The 22,492-nt window shown below is 40.9% G+C and carries 21 protein-coding genes; 15 read left to right on the top strand and 6 right to left on the bottom strand.

From position 1 onward, the window contains the following. Positions 1–73: 73 nt before the first annotated feature. Positions 74–670 carry a nucleoside triphosphate pyrophosphatase gene (locus tag LKD48_RS04125; protein ID WP_227100038.1) on the bottom strand — a complete coding sequence of 199 codons (597 nt, stop codon included), beginning with the start codon at positions 668–670 and terminating at the stop codon, positions 74–76. 271 nt (positions 671–941) lie between these two features. On the opposite strand from LKD48_RS04125, the gene LKD48_RS04130 reads away from it, so the two are divergent. Next, positions 942–2,357, top strand: coding sequence for a sugar transferase (locus LKD48_RS04130; RefSeq protein ID WP_066563023.1), 1,416 nt, complete (start codon positions 942–944; stop codon positions 2,355–2,357). Between the two features lie 189 nt (positions 2,358–2,546). On the opposite strand, the gene LKD48_RS04135 is transcribed toward LKD48_RS04130, so the two are convergent. Further along, complete coding sequence (locus LKD48_RS04135; RefSeq protein WP_262538740.1) at positions 2,547–3,281, bottom strand: LytR/AlgR family response regulator transcription factor; 735 nt, start codon at positions 3,279–3,281, stop codon at positions 2,547–2,549. 130 nt (positions 3,282–3,411) lie between these two features. Next, complete coding sequence (locus LKD48_RS04140) at positions 3,412–4,206, bottom strand: gluconate 5-dehydrogenase (RefSeq protein WP_066563054.1); 795 nt, start codon at positions 4,204–4,206, stop codon at positions 3,412–3,414. Between the two features lie 256 nt (positions 4,207–4,462). On the opposite strand from LKD48_RS04140, the gene LKD48_RS04145 reads away from it, so the two are divergent. Beyond that, positions 4,463–5,608, top strand: coding sequence for a hypothetical protein (locus LKD48_RS04145; RefSeq protein WP_308731283.1), 1,146 nt, complete (start codon positions 4,463–4,465; stop codon positions 5,606–5,608). 39 nt (positions 5,609–5,647) lie between these two features. Here the strand turns inward: LKD48_RS04145 and LKD48_RS04150 are convergent, their stop codons facing one another. Next, the gene (locus LKD48_RS04150; protein WP_308731284.1) at positions 5,648–6,874 is read right to left on the bottom strand and encodes a UTP--glucose-1-phosphate uridylyltransferase; all 1,227 of its coding nucleotides are present in this window, start codon (positions 6,872–6,874) and stop codon (positions 5,648–5,650) included. Positions 6,875–7,355: 481 nt separating this feature from the next. On the opposite strand from LKD48_RS04150, the gene LKD48_RS04155 reads away from it, so the two are divergent. The 4 genes from LKD48_RS04155 (at position 7,356) to trmL (ending at position 12,109) form a co-directional block, all read left to right on the top strand. Beyond that, the gene (locus LKD48_RS04155) at positions 7,356–8,939 is read left to right on the top strand and encodes a VanW family protein (protein WP_308731285.1); all 1,584 of its coding nucleotides are present in this window, start codon (positions 7,356–7,358) and stop codon (positions 8,937–8,939) included. A gap of 86 nt (positions 8,940–9,025) precedes the next feature. After that, positions 9,026–10,576 carry a VanW family protein gene (locus LKD48_RS04160; protein WP_308731286.1) on the top strand — a complete coding sequence of 517 codons (1,551 nt, stop codon included), beginning with the start codon at positions 9,026–9,028 and terminating at the stop codon, positions 10,574–10,576. 16 nt (positions 10,577–10,592) lie between these two features. Continuing rightward, a complete protein-coding gene (locus LKD48_RS04165) occupies positions 10,593–11,582 on the top strand; it encodes an AIR synthase-related protein (protein ID WP_308731287.1) in 990 nt (329 codons plus the stop codon). Positions 11,583–11,599: 17 nt separating this feature from the next. Beyond that, positions 11,600–12,109, top strand: a complete 510-nt coding sequence (gene trmL, locus LKD48_RS04170; RefSeq protein ID WP_066563035.1) for a tRNA (uridine(34)/cytosine(34)/5-carboxymethylaminomethyluridine(34)-2'-O)-methyltransferase TrmL — start codon at positions 11,600–11,602, stop codon at positions 12,107–12,109. Between the two features lie 5 nt (positions 12,110–12,114). Here the strand turns inward: trmL and LKD48_RS04175 are convergent, their stop codons facing one another. Both LKD48_RS04175 and LKD48_RS04180 read right to left on the bottom strand, forming a co-directional pair. Beyond that, complete coding sequence (locus LKD48_RS04175; RefSeq protein WP_066563036.1) at positions 12,115–12,873, bottom strand: response regulator transcription factor; 759 nt, start codon at positions 12,871–12,873, stop codon at positions 12,115–12,117. A gap of 21 nt (positions 12,874–12,894) precedes the next feature. Continuing rightward, a complete protein-coding gene (locus LKD48_RS04180) occupies positions 12,895–15,294 on the bottom strand; it encodes an endonuclease MutS2 (protein WP_308731288.1) in 2,400 nt (799 codons plus the stop codon). Positions 15,295–15,543: 249 nt separating this feature from the next. On the opposite strand from LKD48_RS04180, the gene LKD48_RS04185 reads away from it, so the two are divergent. From LKD48_RS04185 to LKD48_RS04225, 9 genes are all read left to right on the top strand, one after another. After that, positions 15,544–16,482, top strand: coding sequence for a 3'-5' exoribonuclease YhaM family protein (locus LKD48_RS04185; protein WP_262538730.1), 939 nt, complete (start codon positions 15,544–15,546; stop codon positions 16,480–16,482). Between the two features lie 22 nt (positions 16,483–16,504). Further along, positions 16,505–17,935: a 23S rRNA (uracil(1939)-C(5))-methyltransferase RlmD gene (rlmD, locus tag LKD48_RS04190; RefSeq protein ID WP_308731289.1), complete on the top strand. Its 1,431-nt coding sequence runs from the start codon at positions 16,505–16,507 to the stop codon at positions 17,933–17,935. Between the two features lie 276 nt (positions 17,936–18,211). Beyond that, on the top strand, positions 18,212–18,679 hold the full coding sequence (locus tag LKD48_RS04195; RefSeq protein ID WP_124984243.1) for a DUF6075 family protein: 468 nt from the start codon (positions 18,212–18,214) through the stop codon (positions 18,677–18,679). Beyond that, positions 18,666–18,830 carry a hypothetical protein gene (locus LKD48_RS04200; protein WP_002594292.1) on the top strand — a complete coding sequence of 55 codons (165 nt, stop codon included), beginning with the start codon at positions 18,666–18,668 and terminating at the stop codon, positions 18,828–18,830. Before LKD48_RS04195 ends, LKD48_RS04200 begins: the two co-directional genes overlap by 14 nt. Before the next feature lie 15 nt (positions 18,831–18,845). Beyond that, positions 18,846–19,622 carry a ParA family protein gene (locus LKD48_RS04205; protein WP_119245954.1) on the top strand — a complete coding sequence of 259 codons (777 nt, stop codon included), beginning with the start codon at positions 18,846–18,848 and terminating at the stop codon, positions 19,620–19,622. Further along, positions 19,615–20,520, top strand: coding sequence for a ParB/RepB/Spo0J family partition protein (locus LKD48_RS04210; RefSeq protein ID WP_227617392.1), 906 nt, complete (start codon positions 19,615–19,617; stop codon positions 20,518–20,520). Before LKD48_RS04205 ends, LKD48_RS04210 begins: the two co-directional genes overlap by 8 nt. Then, positions 20,501–21,676 (top strand): replication initiator protein A, encoded by a 1,176-nt coding sequence (locus LKD48_RS04215; protein ID WP_308731290.1) that lies wholly within the window; start codon positions 20,501–20,503, stop codon positions 21,674–21,676. Before LKD48_RS04210 ends, LKD48_RS04215 begins: the two co-directional genes overlap by 20 nt. A 6-nt stretch (positions 21,677–21,682) precedes the next feature. Further along, positions 21,683–22,021 carry a DUF6050 family protein gene (locus LKD48_RS04220; protein ID WP_118367359.1) on the top strand — a complete coding sequence of 113 codons (339 nt, stop codon included), beginning with the start codon at positions 21,683–21,685 and terminating at the stop codon, positions 22,019–22,021. A gap of 110 nt (positions 22,022–22,131) precedes the next feature. Continuing rightward, a complete protein-coding gene (locus tag LKD48_RS04225) occupies positions 22,132–22,488 on the top strand; it encodes a helix-turn-helix domain-containing protein (RefSeq protein ID WP_118741641.1) in 357 nt (118 codons plus the stop codon). Positions 22,489–22,492 lie beyond the last annotated feature (4 nt).

A 22,492-nucleotide genomic window follows, 5' to 3' on the forward strand; every position in this document is an offset into this window, starting at 1 on the left:
AATGATTAGCCCAAAATAAACAAGGCGGTATCCGTAAGGGTACCGCCTTAATTTGCCTAAGAGAGCTGAACACTTATTTGTGAGCTGCATTTTGAAAAGCAGCAAATTCATGATAAAGACGAGAAACAGGAAGGCCAACAACGTTAAAATAGTTGCCTTCAATGCCTGAGACATAGATTGAAAAAGTACCCTGAATTCCGTAGGCTCCAGCCTTATCAAGTGGTTCTCCTGTTGCAACGTAAGAGGCAATTTCATCCTTTGTCATTTGACAGACATGTACATTTGTCTCCTCGTAGAAGCTTTTTTCGCGAAGACTGCCATCAGCGCAGACTTCAATTAGTGTCACACCGGTATAGACCTGATGTGTGTTGCCCTGAAGCATGGAAACCATTCGCACGGCATCTGCGCTGTCCTTTGGTTTTCCCAATATGCGATTTTCAAATGCAACGATAGTATCAGCACCAATTACATAGCAAGGAGCTTTTTGTGCCTTTGCAATTTCAAATGCCTTTTGATGAGCCAGTTCACATACAATATCACATGGAAGCGTTTTTGTGGTGACTTCCTCGCCCTTTGCCGGGCAGACAGTAAAATTGAAGCCGGCAAGAGCTAACAATTCTTTTCGGCGTGGGGAGCCAGATGCTAAAATAACAGGTTTTGTAAGATTCACGATAAATACCATGCCTTTCCATATTCGTTTACTTCGCTGATACTATACCTTTTTTTAAAGTAAAAGTAAACAGGAAAAGAAAAAAAACATTACCATTCACCTTCGGGCATGTTATTATGCTGATCTGTCAAATTTCTATGTAAGCATGAAATTTATCGTCTCAGTTTACTGAGACATCTAGCAGGACGCGTGAATTGAAAAATCAAGTTGTTTAAAGAAAAGAATTATGATACAATAAACAAAAGAAATAAAGGGAAAGGAATTTCTGAACATGAGTCAACAAAGGAAAAACATGCAGGATTATCTGCTGATTTGGATTGATGCGGTTTGTCTCGTGATAAGCTATATTGCAGCTTGTTTTCTTGCATCCGTTTTTCGGAAGTTTATATTTGATTTTTCTTCCGTATTATCATCTCTTTGGATGATTTTGATCAGCTATTTTTTGGTATTTCTGTCGTTCAACATGAATCGTTATTTCATGAAGCGAAACAAATATGAAGAAATTACATATACGATCAAGTTAAATATTATTATGGGAGCTGTGCTTATTGCTGTATTTTATGTTACTAAAAATACAGAGCTGATCAGCAGAAGTGTATGGGCATTAACAGTACTGATCAATATAGTGCTGATGGCTGTGACACATTTAATCTGTAAGAGAATGCTTCGTACTATTTTTAAAAATAAAAAAGCAGATCATCTCCTTGTATTGACGACATCTGATCGTGTAAAAACGCTTGCAGAGGACTTAAGACGATATAATACTTACGAGAATTATCTGATTACGCTTGCGATTACAGATGGTGATTATGTTGGAGAAGATATCGAAGGCTATCGTGTTGTGGCAAATGGCGACAATGTGATTGAGGTAGCAAGCAGGGAAATTGTTGATGAAGTATTTTTAGTGCTTGATGATCAAAGAAAAAACGAAATCATTGAGTATGCTGAGCAGTTTGCTCAGATGGGTGTAATTGTTCATGTAAATATTGACCTTCTTGATCATCTTGGCGCAGGTTATCAAAGAGAAGTTACTCAGATTGGAAATCACTATGCGCTCAGCGTGGCACCAAGATTTTTTGATTTTAACAAGCTTGTAATGAAGCGTATAATAGACATTGTAGGAGCGATAGTAGGACTGATGATTACAGCAGTTGTGATGCTTTTTATCGCACCAGCTGTAAAGCTAGAGTCTCCTGGACCACTCATATTTAAGCAAAAGCGTGTGGGAAAAAATGGCCGTTATTTCTATATTTATAAGGTGCGCTCTATGTATCAGGATGCAGAGGCGCGCAAGGCTGAGCTTATGGAAAAGAATGAAATGAAGGGCTTTATGTTTAAGATGACGGATGATCCGAGAATCACAAAGGTCGGCAAATTTATTCGTTCAACTAGTATTGATGAGCTTCCACAGTTTTGGAATGTACTAAAGGGTGATATGAGTCTTGTTGGAACAAGACCACCTACAGTAGATGAGTTTAAACAATATGAGGCGCGTCATAAGAGACGTCTTAGCATGAAGCCTGGTCTGACAGGATTGTGGCAGGTCAGTGGACGAAGCAACATTGAAGACTTTGAGGAGGTTGTTCGTCTGGACTGTGAATATATTGATAACTGGAGCATTCAGCTTGATATTCAAATTATCTTAAAAACTGTTGTTGTAATCTTTAAGAAAGTTGGATCAAAATAAAAGATAACAAAAAAGGACCGGTGTGTGGGAGCCGGTCTTTTTTTGTACAAAGAAAGTGTGTAAAATAAGAAACTAACCAACTAATGTGTGTGAAGCAATGTTGATGTAGTACAAAAAATTTAACGCTTTTATGCAAAAAAGTCAATATAGTATGAACGAAAAGCAAAATTTATGAATGAAAAGCAAAAATCAAATTTCCAAAGTTTGATCTCGTGTCTTTGAAAAACAGTAGTCACGCCAGGTTTGTTCAAGACGCTTGGCATTGCGCAGTGTAACTGGAAGAGTCTGTCCGTTTGAAAGAAGACAGCTGCCAGAAGAAAAGCATTTAATATCATCCATGTTGCACAGGACACCTCTGCTGACAAGAAGAAAATGACGGTCAGATAAAAGCTGTTTTGAGAATGTACCAAAGGCAGCACAAGGATGGTATTTCTGACCGTTTCGGTCGGTGATCCATGTATAGTGAGAGTCAGCCACGATGCATACAATTTGTGAAGCAAAAATACGAACCTCAATTGCATTTACTGAGAATGAAATGAAGGTTTCAGAAGCTGGAAGGTGCAAAGAGGCATCATTCAGACATGCAAAAATCGCATCTTTCTGATATGGTTTTAGAATATAGTGGAATGCATGGACACGAAAGGCATCTGGCATGTAATCAGCAGAGGCAGTCAGAAAAATTAAAATAACATGGCTGTCAATCTGACGCATTTTGCTTGCCGTCTCAACACCGCTCATACCATTCATAAAAATGTCCATAAAAACAATATCGTATTTATCAGACGAAAAGGAAGACAAAAAAGCATCTCCGCTGTCAAAACAATCAGATTCAAATAAAATCTGCTTTTCGCATCCATAGTCAGTAATCAAAGACAGAAGTATCCCACGTTCAATTTCAGAATCATCTACCAGTGCAATGCGCATAACGATTTATCCACACCTTTCTGTATTATATTTAGCAAAGCTTTTTATGCTTAAAGAAAGCTCCGCATATGTGTCAAACAACGCGAAGCTTTCTTTTTATGTACTATTTAAGTACGATTCATCAGATAAATTACTGTGGCTGCTTTCCAATGTAAGCTAAGATACCACCATCTACGTACAGAACATGTCCGTTTACGAAGTTGGAAGCATCAGAAGCAAGGAATACTGCCGGGCCTGCCAGGTCCTCAGCCTCTCCCCAGCGAGCTGCCGGAGTCTTGGCAATGATGAACTGGTCAAACGGATGACGGGAACCGTCTGGCTGAATCTCACGAAGCGGAGCGGTCTGTGGAGTAGCAATGTAGCCAGGTCCAATACCGTTACACTGAATGTTGTACTCACCGTACTCAGAGCAGATGTTTCTGGTCAGCATCTTTAAGCCACCCTTAGCTGCTGCATAAGCAGATACGGTCTCACGTCCAAGTTCAGACATCATGGAGCAGATGTTGATGATCTTTCCATGACCCTTCTTGATCATGCTCGGAATAACAGCCTTTGCTACGATAAACGGAGCATTTAAGTCAACATCGATAACCTGTCTGAACTGAGCAGCGGTCATCTCGCACATCGGGATTCTTTTAATGATTCCGGCATTATTTACGAGAATGTCGATTACACCAACCTCAGCCTCGATCTTTGCAACAAGCTCGTTTACAGCGTCCTCATTAGTAACGTCACAAACATAGCCATGAGCCTTGATTCCAGCTTCTTCGTATGCAGCAAGACCCTTATCAACTAACTCCTGCTTAATATCGTTAAATACGATTGTAGCACCGGCAGCAGCCATACCCTTAGCGATAGCCATACCGATACCATAGGAAGCGCCAGTAATCAGCGCAATCTTACCTTCCAGAGAAAAAGAAGACATATCCATGGTAAAAAAACCTCCTTAAATTTTTTGACGGAACATAAAAAAATATGTCCATCTAGTTGTGTATAGTATACCATATCAAAAGAAACCAGTCAACAGTAACGCTTGTTGTAAAATGTAAGATATTTGTAAGCGTAATATCTTTGCAAAAAAGGGCGTAGTATGGTAGTATGAGTATGATAAAGCTGTGTAATGCAGGAGAGTAATGTTGGAAATGGAAGTGGCAACATATAGTGTATGGAGGGAACGTTTCATGAGAAAAAGAATGATGCTGTTTGCGGCAGGGACAGTGATTTTTGTCAGCGCGGCACAGAATACTTTTGCAGAAGAGGAAACGGGTGGAATAAGAAAGATTGCAGATATGGTCACAGAAGCACGGCGGATAAAAGAGGGAACTGAAATGTTTTCAGTCTCAATGACGCTTGGTGATATGGAAGTATCGGCCGGAATGACGATCCGTATGACGCCAGACAGTGCATCTGTGGACATGCTGTATTTAAGTGCACCAAATGGTGATGGAACTTTTTTTGATTTTGTATCAGAGGATGTACTTCGTGTATTTGGTACTAAGGCATATTTAAATACAGAATCGGTTAAAGAGATGATATCGGAATTGACAGAGGAGAACCGCATTGACGAGGAAGAGAATGAGAATGTGCTGCAGGCAGCAGATTCAATTACAGAAGACTGGATTGGTCTGGTAGGTTCTTCAATAGGTCTGGATGAGTTTAAATATGATGATTTTATAGGGGTGTTTTCAGGTCTTGCGGCGGCACATGATGCAGGCTCTTACACGATTAATCTGAAAAATGATCAGATAGGGCAGCTTTTGGAGCGCATCGATATGCAGATTGAGCAGGGGCAGTTAGATAAAACATTTGTCATTGACTGGGAGCCACTTTTTACACCATATGTGGATGCAGTAATAGAAGGAATGAAAGAAGCTGATCCAGAAAATGCTTTTGATCAGGATAAAAAGAAAAAGCAGATATTTGATACTCTTCAGACTACATTTTGTCCGCATGAAGATGATGAGAAAGAACCATTAGCTGTGCAGTTTGAGAATGCAGTTTCAAAAGGTCTTGAAGTTAATGCATCAATCTGTGCGGGAAAAGATGGCGCAGCAGGCACATATGCATTTGAAGTGACAATTGAAGCAGAGATTTCAGACAAACTTCAAGAGAAATGGGGAATTGAAGAGCTTTCTCCAGTTGTCGGTGAGACTGAAGGGCTTTTGACACAGACAGATGAGCCAGATATAAAGAATGCATTATTTAGTTTTGTAGTAAGCATTGAGCCAGCAGAAGAACCGATTGAAATAGAGGAACCAGGGGATGGTATTTTGTGGATGACAGACTTACTGAGAGAATGGGCAGCACAGGGTTTGATTTTGCAGTAAAAATGGGGATAGGAAAAATTTTCCTATCCCCGATTATTTTTATAAAGTTACGCCGTTTTTCTCAAGAAGTTTTCTTGCAGATTCAACAGAGTCTACACCAGTCGGATTTTTAACAGGTGCAAATGCTTTCTCACGCTCAACCTCAAATGGACAGCAGCTGTCCATCATATGGATCATGTCGAGAATTAAGGATTCAAACTTATAGCCATTTGGTGTAGTTGGCTTAATCAGATTGCCATCACCATCAATGTAAGGAATCTTCTTCTCAACGATATGTAACGGAAGACGTTTGCTTTTGATCTCAGTTAAACGATCCAAATTAAACATGTAGTTTAAGATAACACCAAAGTTGTAGAGCAGATTTCCATTCTCATCCTTTAAGTGAATCATATCTTCAGTCATCTCATAATATTCAACGATGGAAGGCTTGCCATCCTCAGTACAAAGAACGCCGACACGTTCATTTGGGTCAGCCTTTCTTACAACCATACCGCCGCAGTCACAGCCAGAATCAATGACAGCACCGACAAATGCCGGATCATTAATTCTTTGAAGAACATTGTCAACAGCAAATGCAGTCAACCATTCAACACCAGCTTCCTTCATCTGCTTGTCATATCCGTAGCGGCAAAGAGATGAGAACCATCCGCCATTTCCATTTGGAGACAGTGACAGGCGATCAGGTGCTTCCATAAGAAGCTTTCCATTGTAATCTACGCTTGGTGCCATCTCTTGCTTGAAGAAATGAATATATTTGGCATTGTAGCCAAAATAATTTTTCTCCTTCAAAAAAGCAGTAGTATCATCATAATTTTTGTCACTTGTCATGATATAAAATGGAATCCAGGCACCGGCCTTTTTTACAATCTCCATTACATTATTGATCAGACACTCAAAAATGTAAAGCTCTCTTGTGACACCGATATTGTACATACCCTTTGGCTTATCAAAACCAAGACGGGTACCCTGACCTCCTGCAAGCAAAACGGCAGCAACCTTGCCCTCGCGGATTGCCTGTAATCCAACTTCTTCAAGATGTGCGCGGTTTGCGTCAATCTGGGACAGCTCCATGGCAGACAGCGGTGCAAATGTGCCTCGTGCATTTACTGTTTCATGTGTCTTTAATACATCAAGCAAGGACCAGTCAATTCCTTCAATCTGAGCAAGGAGATTTTCTTGTTGCTCTGGTGTAAGAGTGTCATAAAATGAAAGCAGCTGCATCTGATCTTTCTGTGTTAATAAGTTAATAGCGTCCTGTTTAGTCATAATAAGAACCTTTCTTCAAATATTGAATTTGGACAATTTACAGAATGCCGATGCCCACGGCATGTGTGGGAGTCAAGCGGATATTCGCAATCCGCTTCGCTACTTGCTCATAATCAAATAACTGCTTCGCAGTTTATCAGGAGGGGCTTGTACCCCTCCTGATACAAGCAAGTCCCCACCCACTGCTTATTGCTCTTCGCAATTGAAGCAGGGGACTTCCTTGATTTGTTAAATTGACATCCCTATATTTGTAACTTTACGATAACACAGAGCCAGAAAAAAGTAAAGGTCATAATCGTCCGAAAAATGTAAGAAATTTGAAATGTGAAAAACTTTGAAAGTATGGTATGATAAGAAAAACACTGTTAATTTATGTACTCAGATGTATAAAGAAAGTTTGAAAAGGTATTGCAAAAATACCATATTATTATGTATAATAAGAATCTGGGCGCATGAATAGAAATAGAAAGGAAAAAGGCGGATGTTTTACTACAAAAACAAGAATGATAAGAAAAAACGCATCCTAGCAGGTGCAGTTGCAGTGATTATCGTATTAGCCATGATTGCCTCTATGGTCGTCTCTGCTTTTGCAGAAGAGACGCAAGGCCAGGTTCAGGCAAAGTCCTACGATCTGAAGTTCAATAAAAAAACAACAGGCGTGTTTGGACGCAGCGTCAGCTATGAGGGAATCAGTCTCGAGGGAAAGACGTATGATGAGGCTGTATCAGAGATTAACGAATATGCTAATGATCGTCTGACAAGATACATGCAGTTGGATGTGCTTGGATATAAATATGATTATGACGGAAGCTCATTTTCAACTACATGGGCAAATCCAGACGTAGTCAGCCAGCTTTCTAATATGACATTAGAGGGAAATCTTATAGAACAGTACAAGAAGCAAAAGGATCTTGATCAAAGCCCGATTGATCTTGATTTACAGTTTACAGTAGATGAAGATGCAGTAAGAAGTACTGTTGCAGAGTACACAAGTCATTTTTATAAGGATCCTCAGAATGCAACTGTAACGCGTGAAAACGGACAATTTGTTGTAACTGAAGGTGTGACTGGAGTTTCTTTTGATACAGATGCTATTGCAGCGGAGCTGTTGGCAAAGATTGAGGATTTCTCTACTGCTGATTCTATTCAGTATAGTTTCCCATTTACAGAGACACCACCGACATATGACAGCTCATACTTTAATTTTTCACCGACCCCACTCGGAAGCTACACAACCACTCGTCTAGGTGATGAACCGAGAACCAATAATATCCGGATATCCGCACAGAACCTGAATGGCAATGTAATTTATCCGGGAGAGACTGCTTCAACGCTCAAGATGTTCCATGATGTAACAGAGGAAAATGGCTACCAGATGGGTCTTGGCTATGAACTTGGAAAGGTTGTGCCGAGTATGGGCGGCGGTATCTGCCAGACGACGACCACATTATACAATGCCGTCATTCGAGCAGAACTTACCGTTGTAAGCAGAAAATCTCATTCCATGATCGTCAGCTACGTAGAGCCAGCGCTTGATGCTACCGTGGATTACAAGTCAGGTCTGGATTTTACTTTCACAAACACACTCAATTATCCGATTTACATTGAATCTTATGTAGACGGAGACAGCGTAACCGTCAACATCTGGGGCGTGGAGGAACGTGCGGCAAACCGTACTATTGCATTCACAAGTACGAGAACAACAGATTTTGTATGGAAGGATCCGCTGTATGTTCAGAGAGTGGATGATGTAAACTGTAAGGTTGGTAATGTAAATGTAGTGTATAAGCAGAAGACACTGACCGATCCGCATCCGGGATTTACCGCACAGTCTTACAAACATGTGTACATTGATGGGGTAGAGCAGTCTGTAGAATTGTTAAATACATCTGTATATGGTCCGGCATCTGGTGAACTGATTCATGCATCAGACTGTACCATTCAGGCAAGGCCGAACGAAGTTCCGACTGGCTCTTCCTGGGCAACGCTCCCGAACATTGGCATTGCGTTTACAATCGATACGTATACGCTTTCAGGTGAGCAGTGGCCGTATTATCCATATTAAATTATGATACGCTAAATAGTAGTTTTTATCCATGCGCCGCTTATTGTAAGGGGCGCATGTTTCTACGTAAGAAGGAGTTTCACAGAATGAGATCATTAAAGGAAATTAAAAAAAGTGCAGCAAAGGCAGCTGCGGTAGCGTTTTTGCTGCTTGGAGCGGTTGGTGTGGTATCATATGCATCAGAGGCAGATACTGCTAAGACACCATTTGTATTAACGTTCAATACGAGTACGACTGGTGTATTTCCAAGAGGTGTAAGCTATGAAGGAATAAGCCTTGAGGGGAAAACGCTTGAAGAAGCAAAAAGCGAGATCTCTGATTATATAGAAGACAGGCAGTCACGATATATGGTATGGAACATTGTGGGAAATACTTATGAGTACAGTGCGTCCTCCTTCGGCGTAGCGTGTACAAATGCAGAGATTGTATCTTCTCTTGACAATTTAACTATGAGCGGAAATATCGTAGAGCAGTATAAAAAGCAAAAGGATATGGATGTAAATCCTGTGGATCTTGATCTGCAGTTTTCGCTTGATACGCAGACTCTCCATGATACAATAAGTGAATATACATCGACCCTGTCAAGAACAGTATCAAATGCAAGCGTAAAACGTGAGAATGCACAGTTTGTTGTAACAGAGGCAGTAAATGGAATTGCGTTTGATACAGAGGCTATTTATAATGAGCTGACAGGCATGATAAATGATTTTTCAACGGCTGATCCTATAAATTACACGTTTCCTTACACGGAAACACCAGCGACATATACTAGTGCCGATTTTGCATTTAGTGAGCTGCCGCTTGGAAGCTTTTACACAGATGGTCTTGGAGACAAGAACAGACGAAATAACATTTCCCGTGCTGCAGAAGGTATGAATGGCCGTATTTTTTATCCGGGCGAAACAATATCTGCACTTGATTTGTACGGTGCAGTTACGATAGAAAATGGCTACGCAGAGGCACCAGGCTACAATCAGGGAAGGGTAGAGATGGTAGTTGGCGGAGGAGTCTGTCAGGTAACAACGACACTTTATAATGCAGTTTTGCGTGCTGAACTTGATGTTTCCTATCGTAAAAATCATTCAATGATGGTTAACTATGTATATCCAGGCATGGATGCAATGGTAGCGCCGCAGGATAATTCTGATTTTAAATTTGTAAACAGCTCAAATCATCCGATTTATATTGAAGCATATGTAGTAGACGACCGCATCTGTATCAATATCTGGGGAATTGAGGAGCGCGATGCAAACCGTTCTGTAAGATTTAGAACAGAGATTTTATCTGTTTCATGGCCAGAGACGCTATACAACATTGTTGTAAATGATAGTGAATGTCAGGTTGGAGAGGTTCGTGTTAACTATAAGCATAAAGTTGAGGTCGAGGTGCATCCAGCATTGTCGTGTGTATCCTATAAGCAGATTTATATTGACGGACAGCTTGTGGAGGAAACAGAACTAAATCGTGACAACTATAAGGCAGCATCGGGACTTATTTACCGAGCTTCAGATTGTAATGTCAGTGCATCAGCTCGTCCGGGAAATGCAGGCGAGGCCATGGTATTTCCATACATCGGCTGGACAATTGATATCTCAGTAACAACGCCTGGCGGAGGAGAGTGGCCATATTATGAATAACAGAAAGGGCAAAAATATGCGAACAGGAAGATATTCGTATAATGCGCAGCAAAGAAGCATTGTACGGCCAATAAAAAAAGTGCAAAAGTTAGCAGAAGGCTTTGCACAAAATTATGATTGCGCAGTGATTTGCCATGAAAAAAAAGAGATTGTCTCAGAAGCAATGATGACAGTTTCGGCAAAAGAGGATATCGCACTTGCATTTTACAGAGCATGCAATATAGTTTTTGCGCAGCGTGGATGTACGAAGCTTGTAAATGTCAGCTTTCTTTGGCCGGAAGACAGCGAAGAAGCATTTATGGCAGAGTTAACTGGTTATATAGCTGCATTGTGTCAGAAAGAAGCAGTCAAGCTTGGCTTAGTGACAGCAGGTGTTAGCAGCTTCGTGCAAAAGGCAGTCATATCAGTTACAGCAGTTGGATATGCCAACGAAGACTTCACAGATAATGATGGCAAAAATCAAAACAAAACACTACAGGCAGGAAGTACACTTTGCATGGCAGGTCATGCGGGAATGGCAGGAATTGGACTGCTTGCGGCTTACGGAGAAGACGCACTGACAAAGCAGTATACGCAGGGCTTTATACGTCAGGCACAGCAGTTTTTGGACACACTTAGTATTCGTCCTGTAAAAGAAGCTCTTGAGGATATTGATGCTTGTATATATCCAATTCAAGAGGGCGGTGTTTTAAACGCACTTTGGAATTATGCAGATGGTATCGGTGCAGGACTCGACATAGACATGCGAAAGATTCCTATTCGTCAGGAATCAGTAGAAATCAGTGAGTTTTATGGTATAAATCCTTATCTGCTGATGGGAGATGGTGCTTGTCTTATATCTTCAATGCAGCCGGAAAAAGTGTGTGCAGCACTTGCAAAAGCAGGAGTTAGCTGCGTTGTAATTGGTCAGGTAACAAAAGAAAACGCACGTGTGATTCGCAGAGATGATGAAGTAAGATATCTTGATAAACCTGCACAGGATGAGCTTGTGCGTATTAGAAAGTAAGAAGAAAGGCAAATGGTATGAACGTAGTATTATTAGAGCCGGAGATTCCGGCAAATACAGGAAATATTGGAAGAACATGTGTGGCAACAGGAACAACACTTCACCTGATTAAGCCGCTTGGTTTTTCACTCGATGAGAAAGCGTTAAAAAGAGCAGGTCTTGATTACTGGCAGCATCTCGATGTGCGCGTTTATGAAAATTTCAATGATTTTCTCGAGAAGAATCCAGATGCATCTAAAAAGTTGTATTTAGCAACAACAAAAGGACATCACGTATATAGTGATGCCCAGTATGATGAGGATGCGTATCTGATGTTTGGAAAGGAGAGTGCTGGAATCCCGGAAGAGATTTTGCTTGACTATGAAGACCAGTGTTTCCGTATTCCAATGAATCCACAGATTCGTTCCTTGAATTTATCAAATTCTGTTGCGATTGTGCTGTATGAGGCACTTCGTCAGAATCATTTTGCCAGTATGCAGTTAAATGGTGAGCTTCATCGTCTGCACTGGAATCATCCAAACGAGTAAAAACATTATTCGCTTTTTGCGGGTTTTGTTTGAAATTTGTAGCCGACTCCCCATACGGTAGCGATAGACCAGCTGTTTTTGCCTGGAAGCTTTGCGCGCAGGCGTTTAATATGGACATCTACCGTGCGGGTATCGCCTACATACTCATAGCCCCACACATGATCAAGAAGCTGTTCTCTTGTAAAAACCTGATTAGGTGAGGAGGCTAAAAAATATAAAAGCTCTAATTCGCGCGGCGGCATTTCAATTGTAGCACCGCGGTAGCTGACCGAATAATTGGTCAGATTGATAACAAGGCCAGGGAATGTAATACATTTGGCTGAAGAATCGCTGTCAGCTGACGGTGATGTGCCAGACAATGTAGAGAAGTCTGGTATGTTTGAATGGGAACGGCGGACAATTGCACGGATACGAGCAATAAGCTCACGTGAATCAAAGTCTTTTGTCATAAAATCATCACATCCAATTTCAAGAGAAAGCACCTTATCGACGATATTATCATCATTAGACAGCATTAAAATCGGAATATTGCAGGCATTGTGAAATTCACGGCACAAATCAAGACTATTCATAGTTGGAATCTGACGGTCTACCAGCAAAATATGCGGCTGAAAGGAAAGCAGATTTTTTCTTGCATCAGTTTTATTGTTAACTGTGACTGTTTCATATGCATTTTCTGTCAGGCACAAGATGAGCTTTTTAATCATTTCATCATCCTGACTGGCAATTAAGACACGAATAATGTCGAATTCATGGTTGATCATATTTATTCCCCTCTCTTTTTCTTACTTAAAAGTAACAATGGTAACACCACTGTCGCCCTCACCAAATTCCCCTAAATGGAAGGACTTTACATATTTGAGCTTGCGCAGATGCTGATGAACACCGTTTCTAAGGGCACCTGTACCGCGTCCGTGTACGACACGAACCTTTTCAAGATGTGCCAGATAAGCATCATCGAGATATTTGTCGAGTTCTGGAATTGCCTCATCAACTGTTTTTCCAATCAGATTGATTTCAGGAGAAACAGTGGCAGATTTTGACATACGAATCTTGCCGCTTCCATTGCCCTTTTGTTTTGTGCGCATTGCAGGTACGCCATCACCAGAAATAGTCTGCTCATCAATCAGCTCCAAATCATTAATATTGACCTGAGAACGAAGAATACCCATCTGGACAAATAAATCTCCTCTTGCATTTGGAAGAGAACTTACAATACCACGAAGATTAAGTGAAACTACCTTAACGGCATCACCAAGCTTAAGCTTTTTAGCATCTGGCTTTTTAGATGGAGAAGCCTTTGGCTGTGAAATCTGTGCCTTTGATGTTGTCTTGTCAAGCTTAGTACGAAGCTTAGTACGTTCTTCCTCAAGAATACGGCTAACCTCGCCTCCATCAGTCTTTTTGTTGATAATTCGTATAGTCTCATCAGCGTAATCTTTGGCATCCTGAAGAACCTTGCGTGCTTTTTCGTTGGCATCCTGTAAGATTTTTGCCTTTTGCTGCTCAAGCTTTTCTTTCTGGGCAGAAAGCTGCTTCTTAAGAGACTCCATTTCCTCTTTATAAGCCGCAATTTGTTCCTTATCCTGCTCCATTTGGACACGTGAAGCCTCAAGATTAGAGATTACATCCTCAAAGCTCTCATCCTGACTGTCGATATGCTTTTTAGCATCGTCAATAATAAATTCTGGAAGACCAAGCTTTCTTGAAATTGCAAAAGCGTTACTCTTTCCTGGAATGCCGACTAACAGACGATATGTCGGACGAAGTGTTTCCACGTTAAATTCACAGCTGGCATTTTCGACACCAGGAGTGGAAAGAGCAAAAAGCTTTAATTCGCTGTAATGTGTAGTGGCCATTGTGCGAACCTTCATGTTGTGAAGGAAGGATAAAATTGCCATTGCAAGTGCGGCACCCTCAACAGGGTCTGTACCAGCACCAAGCTCATCAAACAGAACCAGAGAATCCTTATCAGCCTTGTCTAAGAATTTAACGGTGTTTGTCATATGAGATGAGAAGGTACTTAAATTCTGCTCAATGCTCTGCTCATCGCCAATGTCTGCGTAAACCTCAGTAAAGACGCTTAAGGTTGTTCCCTCAGCAGCTGGTACGTGAAGTCCGGCAAGACCCATAAGTGTCAGAAGACCAACTGTCTTTAATGAAACAGTCTTACCACCAGTATTTGGTCCGGTAACGATCAGAAGATCAAAGTTTTCACCGAGCGTAAGTGTAATAGGCACAACGCGGTGCGGATCAAGAAGCGGATGACGTGCATTTTTCAGACGAATGATGCCATCTTTATTTAATCTTGGCTCACAGCCGCGGTAATGGCGGGAGAGAGCAGCCTTTGCAAAGATAAAATCAAGCTCTCCGATAAGTTCAAGATCAAGTGTCAGCTCATCTAAATGATCACATGTCTGATTGCTTAGAGCTGCAAGAACAGCCTCGATTTCCTTTTGTTCACGGATCTCCAATTCGCGAAGCTCATTATTCAGTTTTACAACGCTTAATGGCTCGACAAAAATGGTAGAACCACTAGAGCTTTGGTCATGTACCATTCCTGGCACGTTGGATTTGTGCTCAGCTTTTACAGGTACACAGTAACGGCCATTCCTCATTGTGATAACGCCATCTTGCAGATAAGTACGTGAGTTTACAACAAGACTGTTTAACTGCGTGCGGATCTTCTCGGCAGCAGTTTTCATGGCACGGCGCACAGAGCGAAGTCCGTTGCTTGCATCATCAGCGATCTCCTCCTCAGAGAGGATACAGCGGTCAATTTCCTTTGCAAGAGAAACGACAGGTGCAAGCTCACGAAACATTGCGTCAAGTGCATCGTCTTCCTCGCCAGGTTCATGGTCACGCTTGCCATAGTCGCTTGCGCGAAGTGCAACGCGAAGAAGTGCGCTTACACGCAAAAGCTCAGCGATGCTTAATGATGAGCCAACCTTCAAACGAAGAAGTGAGTCGCGTATATCCTTTGCACCAGAAAAAGAGATGCTTCCCTTTCGAAGAATGCGTGCTAGTGCATCGCTTGTCTGTGCCTGTGCTGTTTTGATCTCTTGAAGATCATTCATCGGAACGAGTTCGCGACAGCGCTTTTTGCCCATTGAGGTAGATGCATATTCCTCAAGCTGGGCGATTATTTTTGTATATTCAAGTGTTGATAAAGCTTTTTGATTCATAAATTTTCCCCTTAATAAAAAATACAATAGAAGTATAATAAAAAATACAATAAAGTGCAAGAAACTTTCGCTGATTCTGGTGTGTTACAGTTTACAGGCAACTTCAGTATACTACAGAGGAAAAAGAAAAACCACAGTTTTTTTACTTGTAAAAGCATTTACAAGCATTGCGAAGTTGTTTATAATAAGATAAAAGGGGGATAATCCCCTTAAATAAGTATCAAAAAAAAGTGAGAGAGGTAAAAGATTATGAAATATATTCAGGAGCTGCGTGAGGGAGAACGCCTGTCGCAGATTTTTTTCTGTAAAAATAAAACGATTGCAACGACAAAGGCAGGAAAGACATATTATTCGCTGACTTTGCAGGATAAGACAGGTGTGCTTGATGGCAAGGTATGGGAGCTGTCTGGTGCAATTGAGCATTTTGAAAATCTTGACTTTATTAAAATTGATGGTGATGTCACTTTGTTTAATGGCAGTCTGCAGTTAAATTGCCGCCGCATTCGCAAGGCAAAAGAGGGCGAATATGATCAGAAGGATTATTTCCCAGTTTCTGAAAAAGACCCGGCTGTAATGTTTAAGGAGCTTGATGGCTTTATTCAGAAGGTTAAAGAGCCGCATCTGCATGAGCTTCTTTTGAGCTTTTTTGGAGATAAGGAGTTTGTAAAGAATTTCTGTCAGCATTCAGCAGCAAAGTCTGTTCACCATGGCTTTATCGGTGGTCTTCTTGAGCATACCTTGTCTGTTACTAAGATTTGTGATTTTTTCTGCACGCTTTACCCAATGATCAATCGTGATCTGCTTTTGACCGCAGCTATGTTCCATGATATTGGAAAGGTAAATGAGCTGTCTGATTTCCCAGAAAATGACTACACAGATGATGGTCAGTTGCTTGGTCACATTGTAATGGGCGTTGAAATGATTGGAAGTCATATCCGTGAGATTCCAGGTTTCCCGCCAGTATTAGCATCTGAGTTAAAGCATTGCATTTTAGCACATCACGGTGAGTTTGAGTATGGTTCACCGAAAAAGCCTGCTATCATTGAGGCAGCAGCGCTTAACTTTGCAGATAATGCAGATGCAAAGCTTGAAATTATGAAGGAGCAGCTTGCATCAGCAACACCAGGTGAGTGGATTGGATTTAACCGTTTAATGGACAGCAATATTAAGAAAACAGTATTGCAGTAACAAGAAAAAGAGTTGGAGAAGTATGGAAGTGAAAAAAAATCAGGATTACATTGTAACAATCGAAGATTTAAGTGTGGAAGGTGAAGGCATCGGCAAGATAAGCGAGGGTGAGCTTGGCAATGAGAATGGATTTCCTCTGTTTATCAAGGATACGGTAATTGGAGATGTTGCAAAGGTCCGTGTCATTAAGGTCAAAAAGAATTATGGCTATGGACGCCTGATGGAAATCATTACGCCATCGCCAAATCGTGTAAAGCCGCTGTGTCCTGTCGCACGTCAGTGCGGCGGCTGCACGCTTCAATGTATGACTTATGAGGAACAGCTAAAGTTCAAGCGCCGTAAGGTAGAGAATAATCTGCGACGCATTGGAGGATTAAAGGATATTGAAGTGCCAATGACGCTTGGCATGGAAAAGCCGTGGCGTTATCGCAATAAGGCACAGGTGCCATTTGGTTCGGATAAGGGAGGAATTTGCGCTGGATTTTATGCAGGACGCACTCACACTATTATTGACAGTGAGGATTGTCTGATCGCACCAGAAATCAATCAGACTATTATACGAGAGATCAAGTCATTCATGGAGGAGTATCACGTTGCGCCATATGATGAAGAACGTGGTACAGGAATTGTGCGCCATGCGCTGATTAGAGTGGGCTTTCATACAGGACAGATTCTTGTATGTCTCGTCATCAATGCCGACAGTCTGCCTCATGCTGACAAGCTTACAGAGCGTTTGCTAAAGATACAGGGTATGACATCTGTATGTTTAAATATCAATAAGAAAAAGACAAATGTAATTCTTGGCGAAAAAGTTGTAAATTTGTTTGGACCAGGATATTTAGAGGATAAGATTGGTGAAGTAACATTTCAGATTTCACCGCAGAGCTTCTTTCAGGTAAATCCGTCCCAGACAGAGGTGCTCTACAAAAAAGCACTCGAATTTGCTGGTCTTACCGGACAGGAAACAGTGTGGGATTTGTATTGCGGCATCGGAACGATTTCACTGTTTTTGGCACGCAGTGCAAAGAAGGTTTACGGAGTAGAGATTATTCCAGCAGCCATTGAAGATGCGCGCGGAAACGCAGCGCGAAATGGTCTTGACAATACGGAGTTCTTTGTTGGAAAGGCAGAAGAAGTGCTGCCAGAATGGTACGAAAAGCGTGACAGCAAAGAAGAACGCCATGCAGACGTTATCGTCGTAGATCCTCCGAGAAAAGGCTGTGACAGCGTACTTTTAGACACCATCACGGCTATGCATCCAGACCGTATCGTGTATGTAAGCTGCGACAGTGCAACACTTGCCAGAGACTTAAAGTATCTGACTGAAAAAGTTTGCAACGAAGGCAAAGAAGGCGAGTACCGCTATCAGGTAGAAAAGGTACAGCCAGTCGATATGTTCCCGTGGAGTGCACATGTGGAGACTGTGGTGTTGCTACAAAGGAAGAATATGTAGAAATCCTTGAATTTACGCACTTTGTGGAGTTTTTCAGTTTCAAAAAAATAGGCGAAAATCACAAAGAAAAGAGCCTTGTGAAGAAAGTAACCGTTGTTGTTGCATTAGACCTCGGTACGGGGAACACAAAGAATTCTGAATATGAAAATGAATAGAGAGCTATCAGATAATTGATAGATTATAGGGATACTTGTTAAAAGCGGGTGTCCCTATTTTTTATAGGGCATTCCAGAAATGGGGTGTCTTTTTTATTAAAATTTAGGAGGAAAATAAAAAATGACAAACACAGCGTTAAGAGCAGAGAATAGCAATTCTCGCACAATTACTTTCAAGAGCAAGGAACACGAAAAATTTTATATGGAATATCTGGAAAAATGCAGATATCAGGATGTCTACCATCAGGCTTTGGTTTATTGCCTGGGTATCGACAGAGACACAAGAGAAAATGTGAATAAAATCTATAATTTTAAAACTGGATGTGTAAAAACGGAATCCCTGCAGGAAGGTTGGCAGACCAGTGGAAGTTTACGGATCGTCCGCATGGCATTTAATCTTTACTGTAATGGGACACCAAGTGTCGGAGATTATGAAGCAGAGGAAGATCAGTTAAAAGAGTGTCAGTATTATACCGTAGAAGATCTGTTTTGCTGCGGATATGCCCGGTATTTTTGGGAAGCCATTAAAATCCGTTATCCAGAGTATTGTTTTTACAAAGACTGGGAGGATATGTATGCTGAAAATTAGATTACAGGGTACTTTAAAGGATATTCAATGGTTCCGTCGTATTTTGGAAAAGCATAAAGAATTGGATGTTCTGGAAGTATCGGATGCTTATGCGAACAAAGGAACAAGCAAATATTTTCGTGTTTATGTTGAAGTAGAAGAAAAAGAGTAAATCGGAGGAAAGTATATGTGTAAAGTAATTGCTATTGCAAATCAGAAAGGCGGAGTAGCCAAAACAACGACAACAATCAATCTGGGAGCAGGACTGGTGAAGTCAGGGAAAAAAGTAGTTCTGGTAGATGCTGATCCACAGGGGCATTTGACAATGGGATTGGGATTCCCTAAAAATCTCAAGGTAACATTAAAGAGTATGATGGAAAATATTATCATGGGACTGGAATTTGATCCGAAAGAGGCGATTCTCCACCATGAAGAAGGGGTTGACCTGATTCCATCAAATAAATTGCTCGCCGGAATGGATATGTCCTTATTTACAGTAGAGGACAGAGAAAAAGTGTTGAAAGAGTATCTGGACTTGCTGAAGGACGAGTACGATTATATTCTGATTGACTGTATGCCATCCTTGGGAATGTTGACGATCAATGCTTTGAGTGCAGCGGACAGTGTTCTGATTCCAGTGCAGCCACAATATTATGCGGCAGATGGACTCATGGAATTACTGAAAGTGGTTAAGGGAATCCATCAGAGGTTCAATCCAGATTTACAGATAGAAGGCATTTTATTCACAATGGATAATTGCCGTTACAATAATGCCAAGAGAAACAAACAGGCAATCAAAACTACATACGGAAGTGACATTAAGATTTTTGAGCAGACAATTCCGAGAACAGAAAGCCTTGCAGAAACGGCATCGGAGGGTGTAAGTATCTTTGCCTATGACGGAAAAAGCAAGGGGGCAGACAGCTATCTGGAACTGGTTCAGGAGGTGTTGAAACATGCGTAGACCGAAAAAAGATATTCAGCTTACCTCTTATGATGATTTACTGGGATTGGAAGAATCACCGGAAAAGAGTATGAACCAGGTTGTGGAAATAGAATTGGAAAAGCTCCATCCTTTTAAAAATCATCCATTTCGTGTGAGCGATGATGAAAAAATGGCTGAGACAGTAGAGAGTATTAAAAACTATGGTGTTTTAAATCCTGCTCTGGTAAGACCCCAATCAGAAGGTGAATATGAACTGATTTCAGGTCACAGGAGAAAAAGAGGCTGTGAACTGTGTGGCAAAACAACTATGCCGGTCCTTGTCCGAAACTATACAGATGATGAAGCTGTCATAATTATGGTCGATTCCAACATTCAGCGTGAAAATATTCTGCCAAGTGAAAAGGCCCATGCCTATAAGATGAAATATGATGCTATGAAGCACCAGGGAAGTAAAGGCGAAAAATATACGGCAGATATGGTTGGGGAATCTGCCGGAGACAGTGGGAGAACTGTACAGAGATATATCCGTCTGGCGGCATTATCCGATGCTCTGCTGGAATATGTGGACAATAATAAAATTCCCATGATTGTAGGAGAAAAGCTATCTTATCTGAAGCCAGAGGAACAGGAGTGGCTTCTGGAAGTGATTGCCAACAGCAGCATCTTTCCGACAAAGCAACAGGCAGAACAGTTAAAAGAGTGCAGTGCAAACGGAAAATTAAACCAGAGTTATATCTATGCTGTTTTATTAAAAAAGGAAAACAGTAAGATTAATGTGACGATCCCGGCAAAGAAAATCGGCAATTATTTTCCAGAGACATATTCTAAAGAACAGATAGAAGAAGTCATTTTCATGCTTTTGGATAAATGGAAAGAAAACAAAGAAGGAGTAGCAGATGCAGAAGATACAGTTTGATTATTTTACAGGGATGGAAGCGGAACAATACAGCTTCTATCGTGTCCCTAAAGTGCTGTTTACAGAATCATGCTTTAAAACTCTTTCTTGCGAAGCAAAGGTATTATACGGTCTGATGCTGGACCGTATGAGCCTGAGCATTAAGAACAGATGGCTGGATTCAGAGGACAGAGTATACATTATCTTCACTGTGGAAGAAATTGCAGAGTTGATGAACTGTGGAACTCAAAAGGCAGTGAAACTGGTAAAAGAGCTGGACAGCAGTAATGGGATTGGATTGATAGAGAAGAAACGTCTGGGACTGGGAAAACCGAATGTTATTTATGTGAAAAATTTTATGATCAGAGAGGTTCCAGATCAAAAGCCGACAAGTAATTGTGCAGATCTGCAATCTGAGCAGGAAGATCATAAAAAAATTGCAGATTTGCAATCGAAACAGGAAAGACATAAGGAATGTGCAAATTTGCAACAAGAAGCAGAAAATAAGGGGAAAACAGGCATTTTTCTGAATTGTGAAAATCATCATTCAGGAGTAGTGAAAACCACACTTCAGGATTATGGGGAATCACAATTCCAGAATAGTGAAAATCACAATTCAAGAATGGTGGAAACCACAAATCCAGAATTTCCAGAATCACAATTCCAAAATAGTGAAAATCATCATTCCAGAATAGTGGAAATCACAAATCCAGAATGCCCGAAATCACAATCTAATAATACTGATATTAACAAGACTGATATTAGTGAAACTGAGATAAATCAATCTTATCCAATCACATCAGGTAATTCCAAAAGGAAAAAAGATGTGATGGAGGAGATGAGAGCATATCGTGAAGTAATTCATGAAAACATAGATTATCAATATCATGCCAAAGAAGATGTAGATGAACTGGTAGAACTGATAATTGAAGTTATGATGATGCCGGAGGACAGTATGATTCGGATTGCAGGAGTAGAAAAACCAGTTGCTTTGGTGAAAAGCAGGTTTATGAAACTGAATTATTCACATATCGAATATGTGCTGTTCTGTCTGAACCGGAATACAACTAAGGTTGGGAATATTAAAGCCTATCTTCTGACTGCCCTGTATAATGCCCCGGCAACGATAAACAGTTATTATCAGGCAGAAGTTAATCACGATATGTATGGAGGATAAAGGAACATGAAGAAGATGATTAAAAAAGTGATAGCACCAGTGCTGGTGATTACGGTATTGTTTGCAGTATTAAGACCGTTTTGTATCCAGGATGGGGAGTGCAATTATTTCTTGCTGTTACTTCTGATGGGGATACCGTTTGGAATTGGAAAAATGTGTGTCTGGATGGTTCCAAGAGGCTTTGACCTCGGAGGAACACTGGCAGTATGGACAATGAATCTTCTGATCGGAGGATTGATCGGAAGCATCATTCTTCTTGCAATGGTTGGACAGGCGATCATTTATCTCTGCGTTTTTCTGATTACACTTCTTACAGGGATACATAAAATACCAAGAATAAAATGAAATAGATTTTTTGAAAAGCAGCTAAGACAAAAATTAGCTGCTTTTTTTCGAGAAACTTTGCGACACAATGGCGTAAAGTTGGAACAAATTGCAGGAAAGGAGACACCGTATTGAGCAATCGTGCAATTTCCACAGAACTTATTGAATTGGGAGAACGGATCAGAAAACGCAGACAGGAAATGAAGTTGTCACAGGAATCTTTTGCGGAAAAAGCAGGTATCAGTGTCAATACGGTCAGCAGGATTGAAGGCGGGCAAACGGCAATGTCTGTTGAGATTTTCAGGAAGATGATTGAGATATTGGAAACAGATGCCAATATCCTGCTGGGGAAAGAGGAAGGTGATACAGAAAGGCAGGAATCAGTTCAGGAAGTGCTTTACCAGATTCAGAAGCTGGAATGGAAAGAGCAGAAAATTATCATGCAGACCATAGATTCTCTGATAGACAGTTTTAATGAATACAGGTGAAATT

The sequence above is a fragment of the Anthropogastromicrobium aceti genome (assembly GCF_020687335.1).
GTDB lineage: Bacteria > Bacillota > Clostridia > Lachnospirales > Lachnospiraceae > Anthropogastromicrobium > Anthropogastromicrobium aceti.

Bases quoted from the DNA above. Each gene is read 5' to 3' on its own strand.
- LKD48_RS04130 (WP_066563023.1), top strand. From the start codon at position 942: ATGAGTCAACAAAGGAAAAACATGCAGGATTATCTGCTGATTTGGATT.
- LKD48_RS04135 (WP_262538740.1), bottom strand. From the start codon at position 3,281: ATGCGCATTGCACTGGTAGATGATTCTGAAATTGAACGTGGGATACTT.
- LKD48_RS04140 (WP_066563054.1), bottom strand. From the start codon at position 4,206: ATGTCTTCTTTTTCTCTGGAAGGTAAGATTGCGCTGATTACTGGCGCT.
- LKD48_RS04145 (WP_308731283.1), top strand. From the start codon at position 4,463: ATGAGAAAAAGAATGATGCTGTTTGCGGCAGGGACAGTGATTTTTGTC.
- LKD48_RS04150 (WP_308731284.1), bottom strand. From the start codon at position 6,874: ATGACTAAACAGGACGCTATTAACTTATTAACACAGAAAGATCAGATG.
- LKD48_RS04155 (WP_308731285.1), top strand. From the start codon at position 7,356: ATGTTTTACTACAAAAACAAGAATGATAAGAAAAAACGCATCCTAGCA.
- LKD48_RS04160 (WP_308731286.1), top strand. From the start codon at position 9,026: ATGAGATCATTAAAGGAAATTAAAAAAAGTGCAGCAAAGGCAGCTGCG.
- LKD48_RS04165 (WP_308731287.1), top strand. From the start codon at position 10,593: ATGCGAACAGGAAGATATTCGTATAATGCGCAGCAAAGAAGCATTGTA.
- trmL (WP_066563035.1), top strand. From the start codon at position 11,600: ATGAACGTAGTATTATTAGAGCCGGAGATTCCGGCAAATACAGGAAAT.
- LKD48_RS04175 (WP_066563036.1), bottom strand. From the start codon at position 12,873: ATGATCAACCATGAATTCGACATTATTCGTGTCTTAATTGCCAGTCAG.
- LKD48_RS04180 (WP_308731288.1), bottom strand. From the start codon at position 15,294: ATGAATCAAAAAGCTTTATCAACACTTGAATATACAAAAATAATCGCC.
- LKD48_RS04185 (WP_262538730.1), top strand. From the start codon at position 15,544: ATGAAATATATTCAGGAGCTGCGTGAGGGAGAACGCCTGTCGCAGATT.
- rlmD (WP_308731289.1), top strand. From the start codon at position 16,505: ATGGAAGTGAAAAAAAATCAGGATTACATTGTAACAATCGAAGATTTA.
- LKD48_RS04195 (WP_124984243.1), top strand. From the start codon at position 18,212: ATGACAAACACAGCGTTAAGAGCAGAGAATAGCAATTCTCGCACAATT.
- LKD48_RS04200 (WP_002594292.1), top strand. From the start codon at position 18,666: ATGCTGAAAATTAGATTACAGGGTACTTTAAAGGATATTCAATGGTTC.
- LKD48_RS04205 (WP_119245954.1), top strand. From the start codon at position 18,846: ATGTGTAAAGTAATTGCTATTGCAAATCAGAAAGGCGGAGTAGCCAAA.
- LKD48_RS04210 (WP_227617392.1), top strand. From the start codon at position 19,615: ATGCGTAGACCGAAAAAAGATATTCAGCTTACCTCTTATGATGATTTA.
- LKD48_RS04215 (WP_308731290.1), top strand. From the start codon at position 20,501: ATGCAGAAGATACAGTTTGATTATTTTACAGGGATGGAAGCGGAACAA.
- LKD48_RS04220 (WP_118367359.1), top strand. From the start codon at position 21,683: ATGAAGAAGATGATTAAAAAAGTGATAGCACCAGTGCTGGTGATTACG.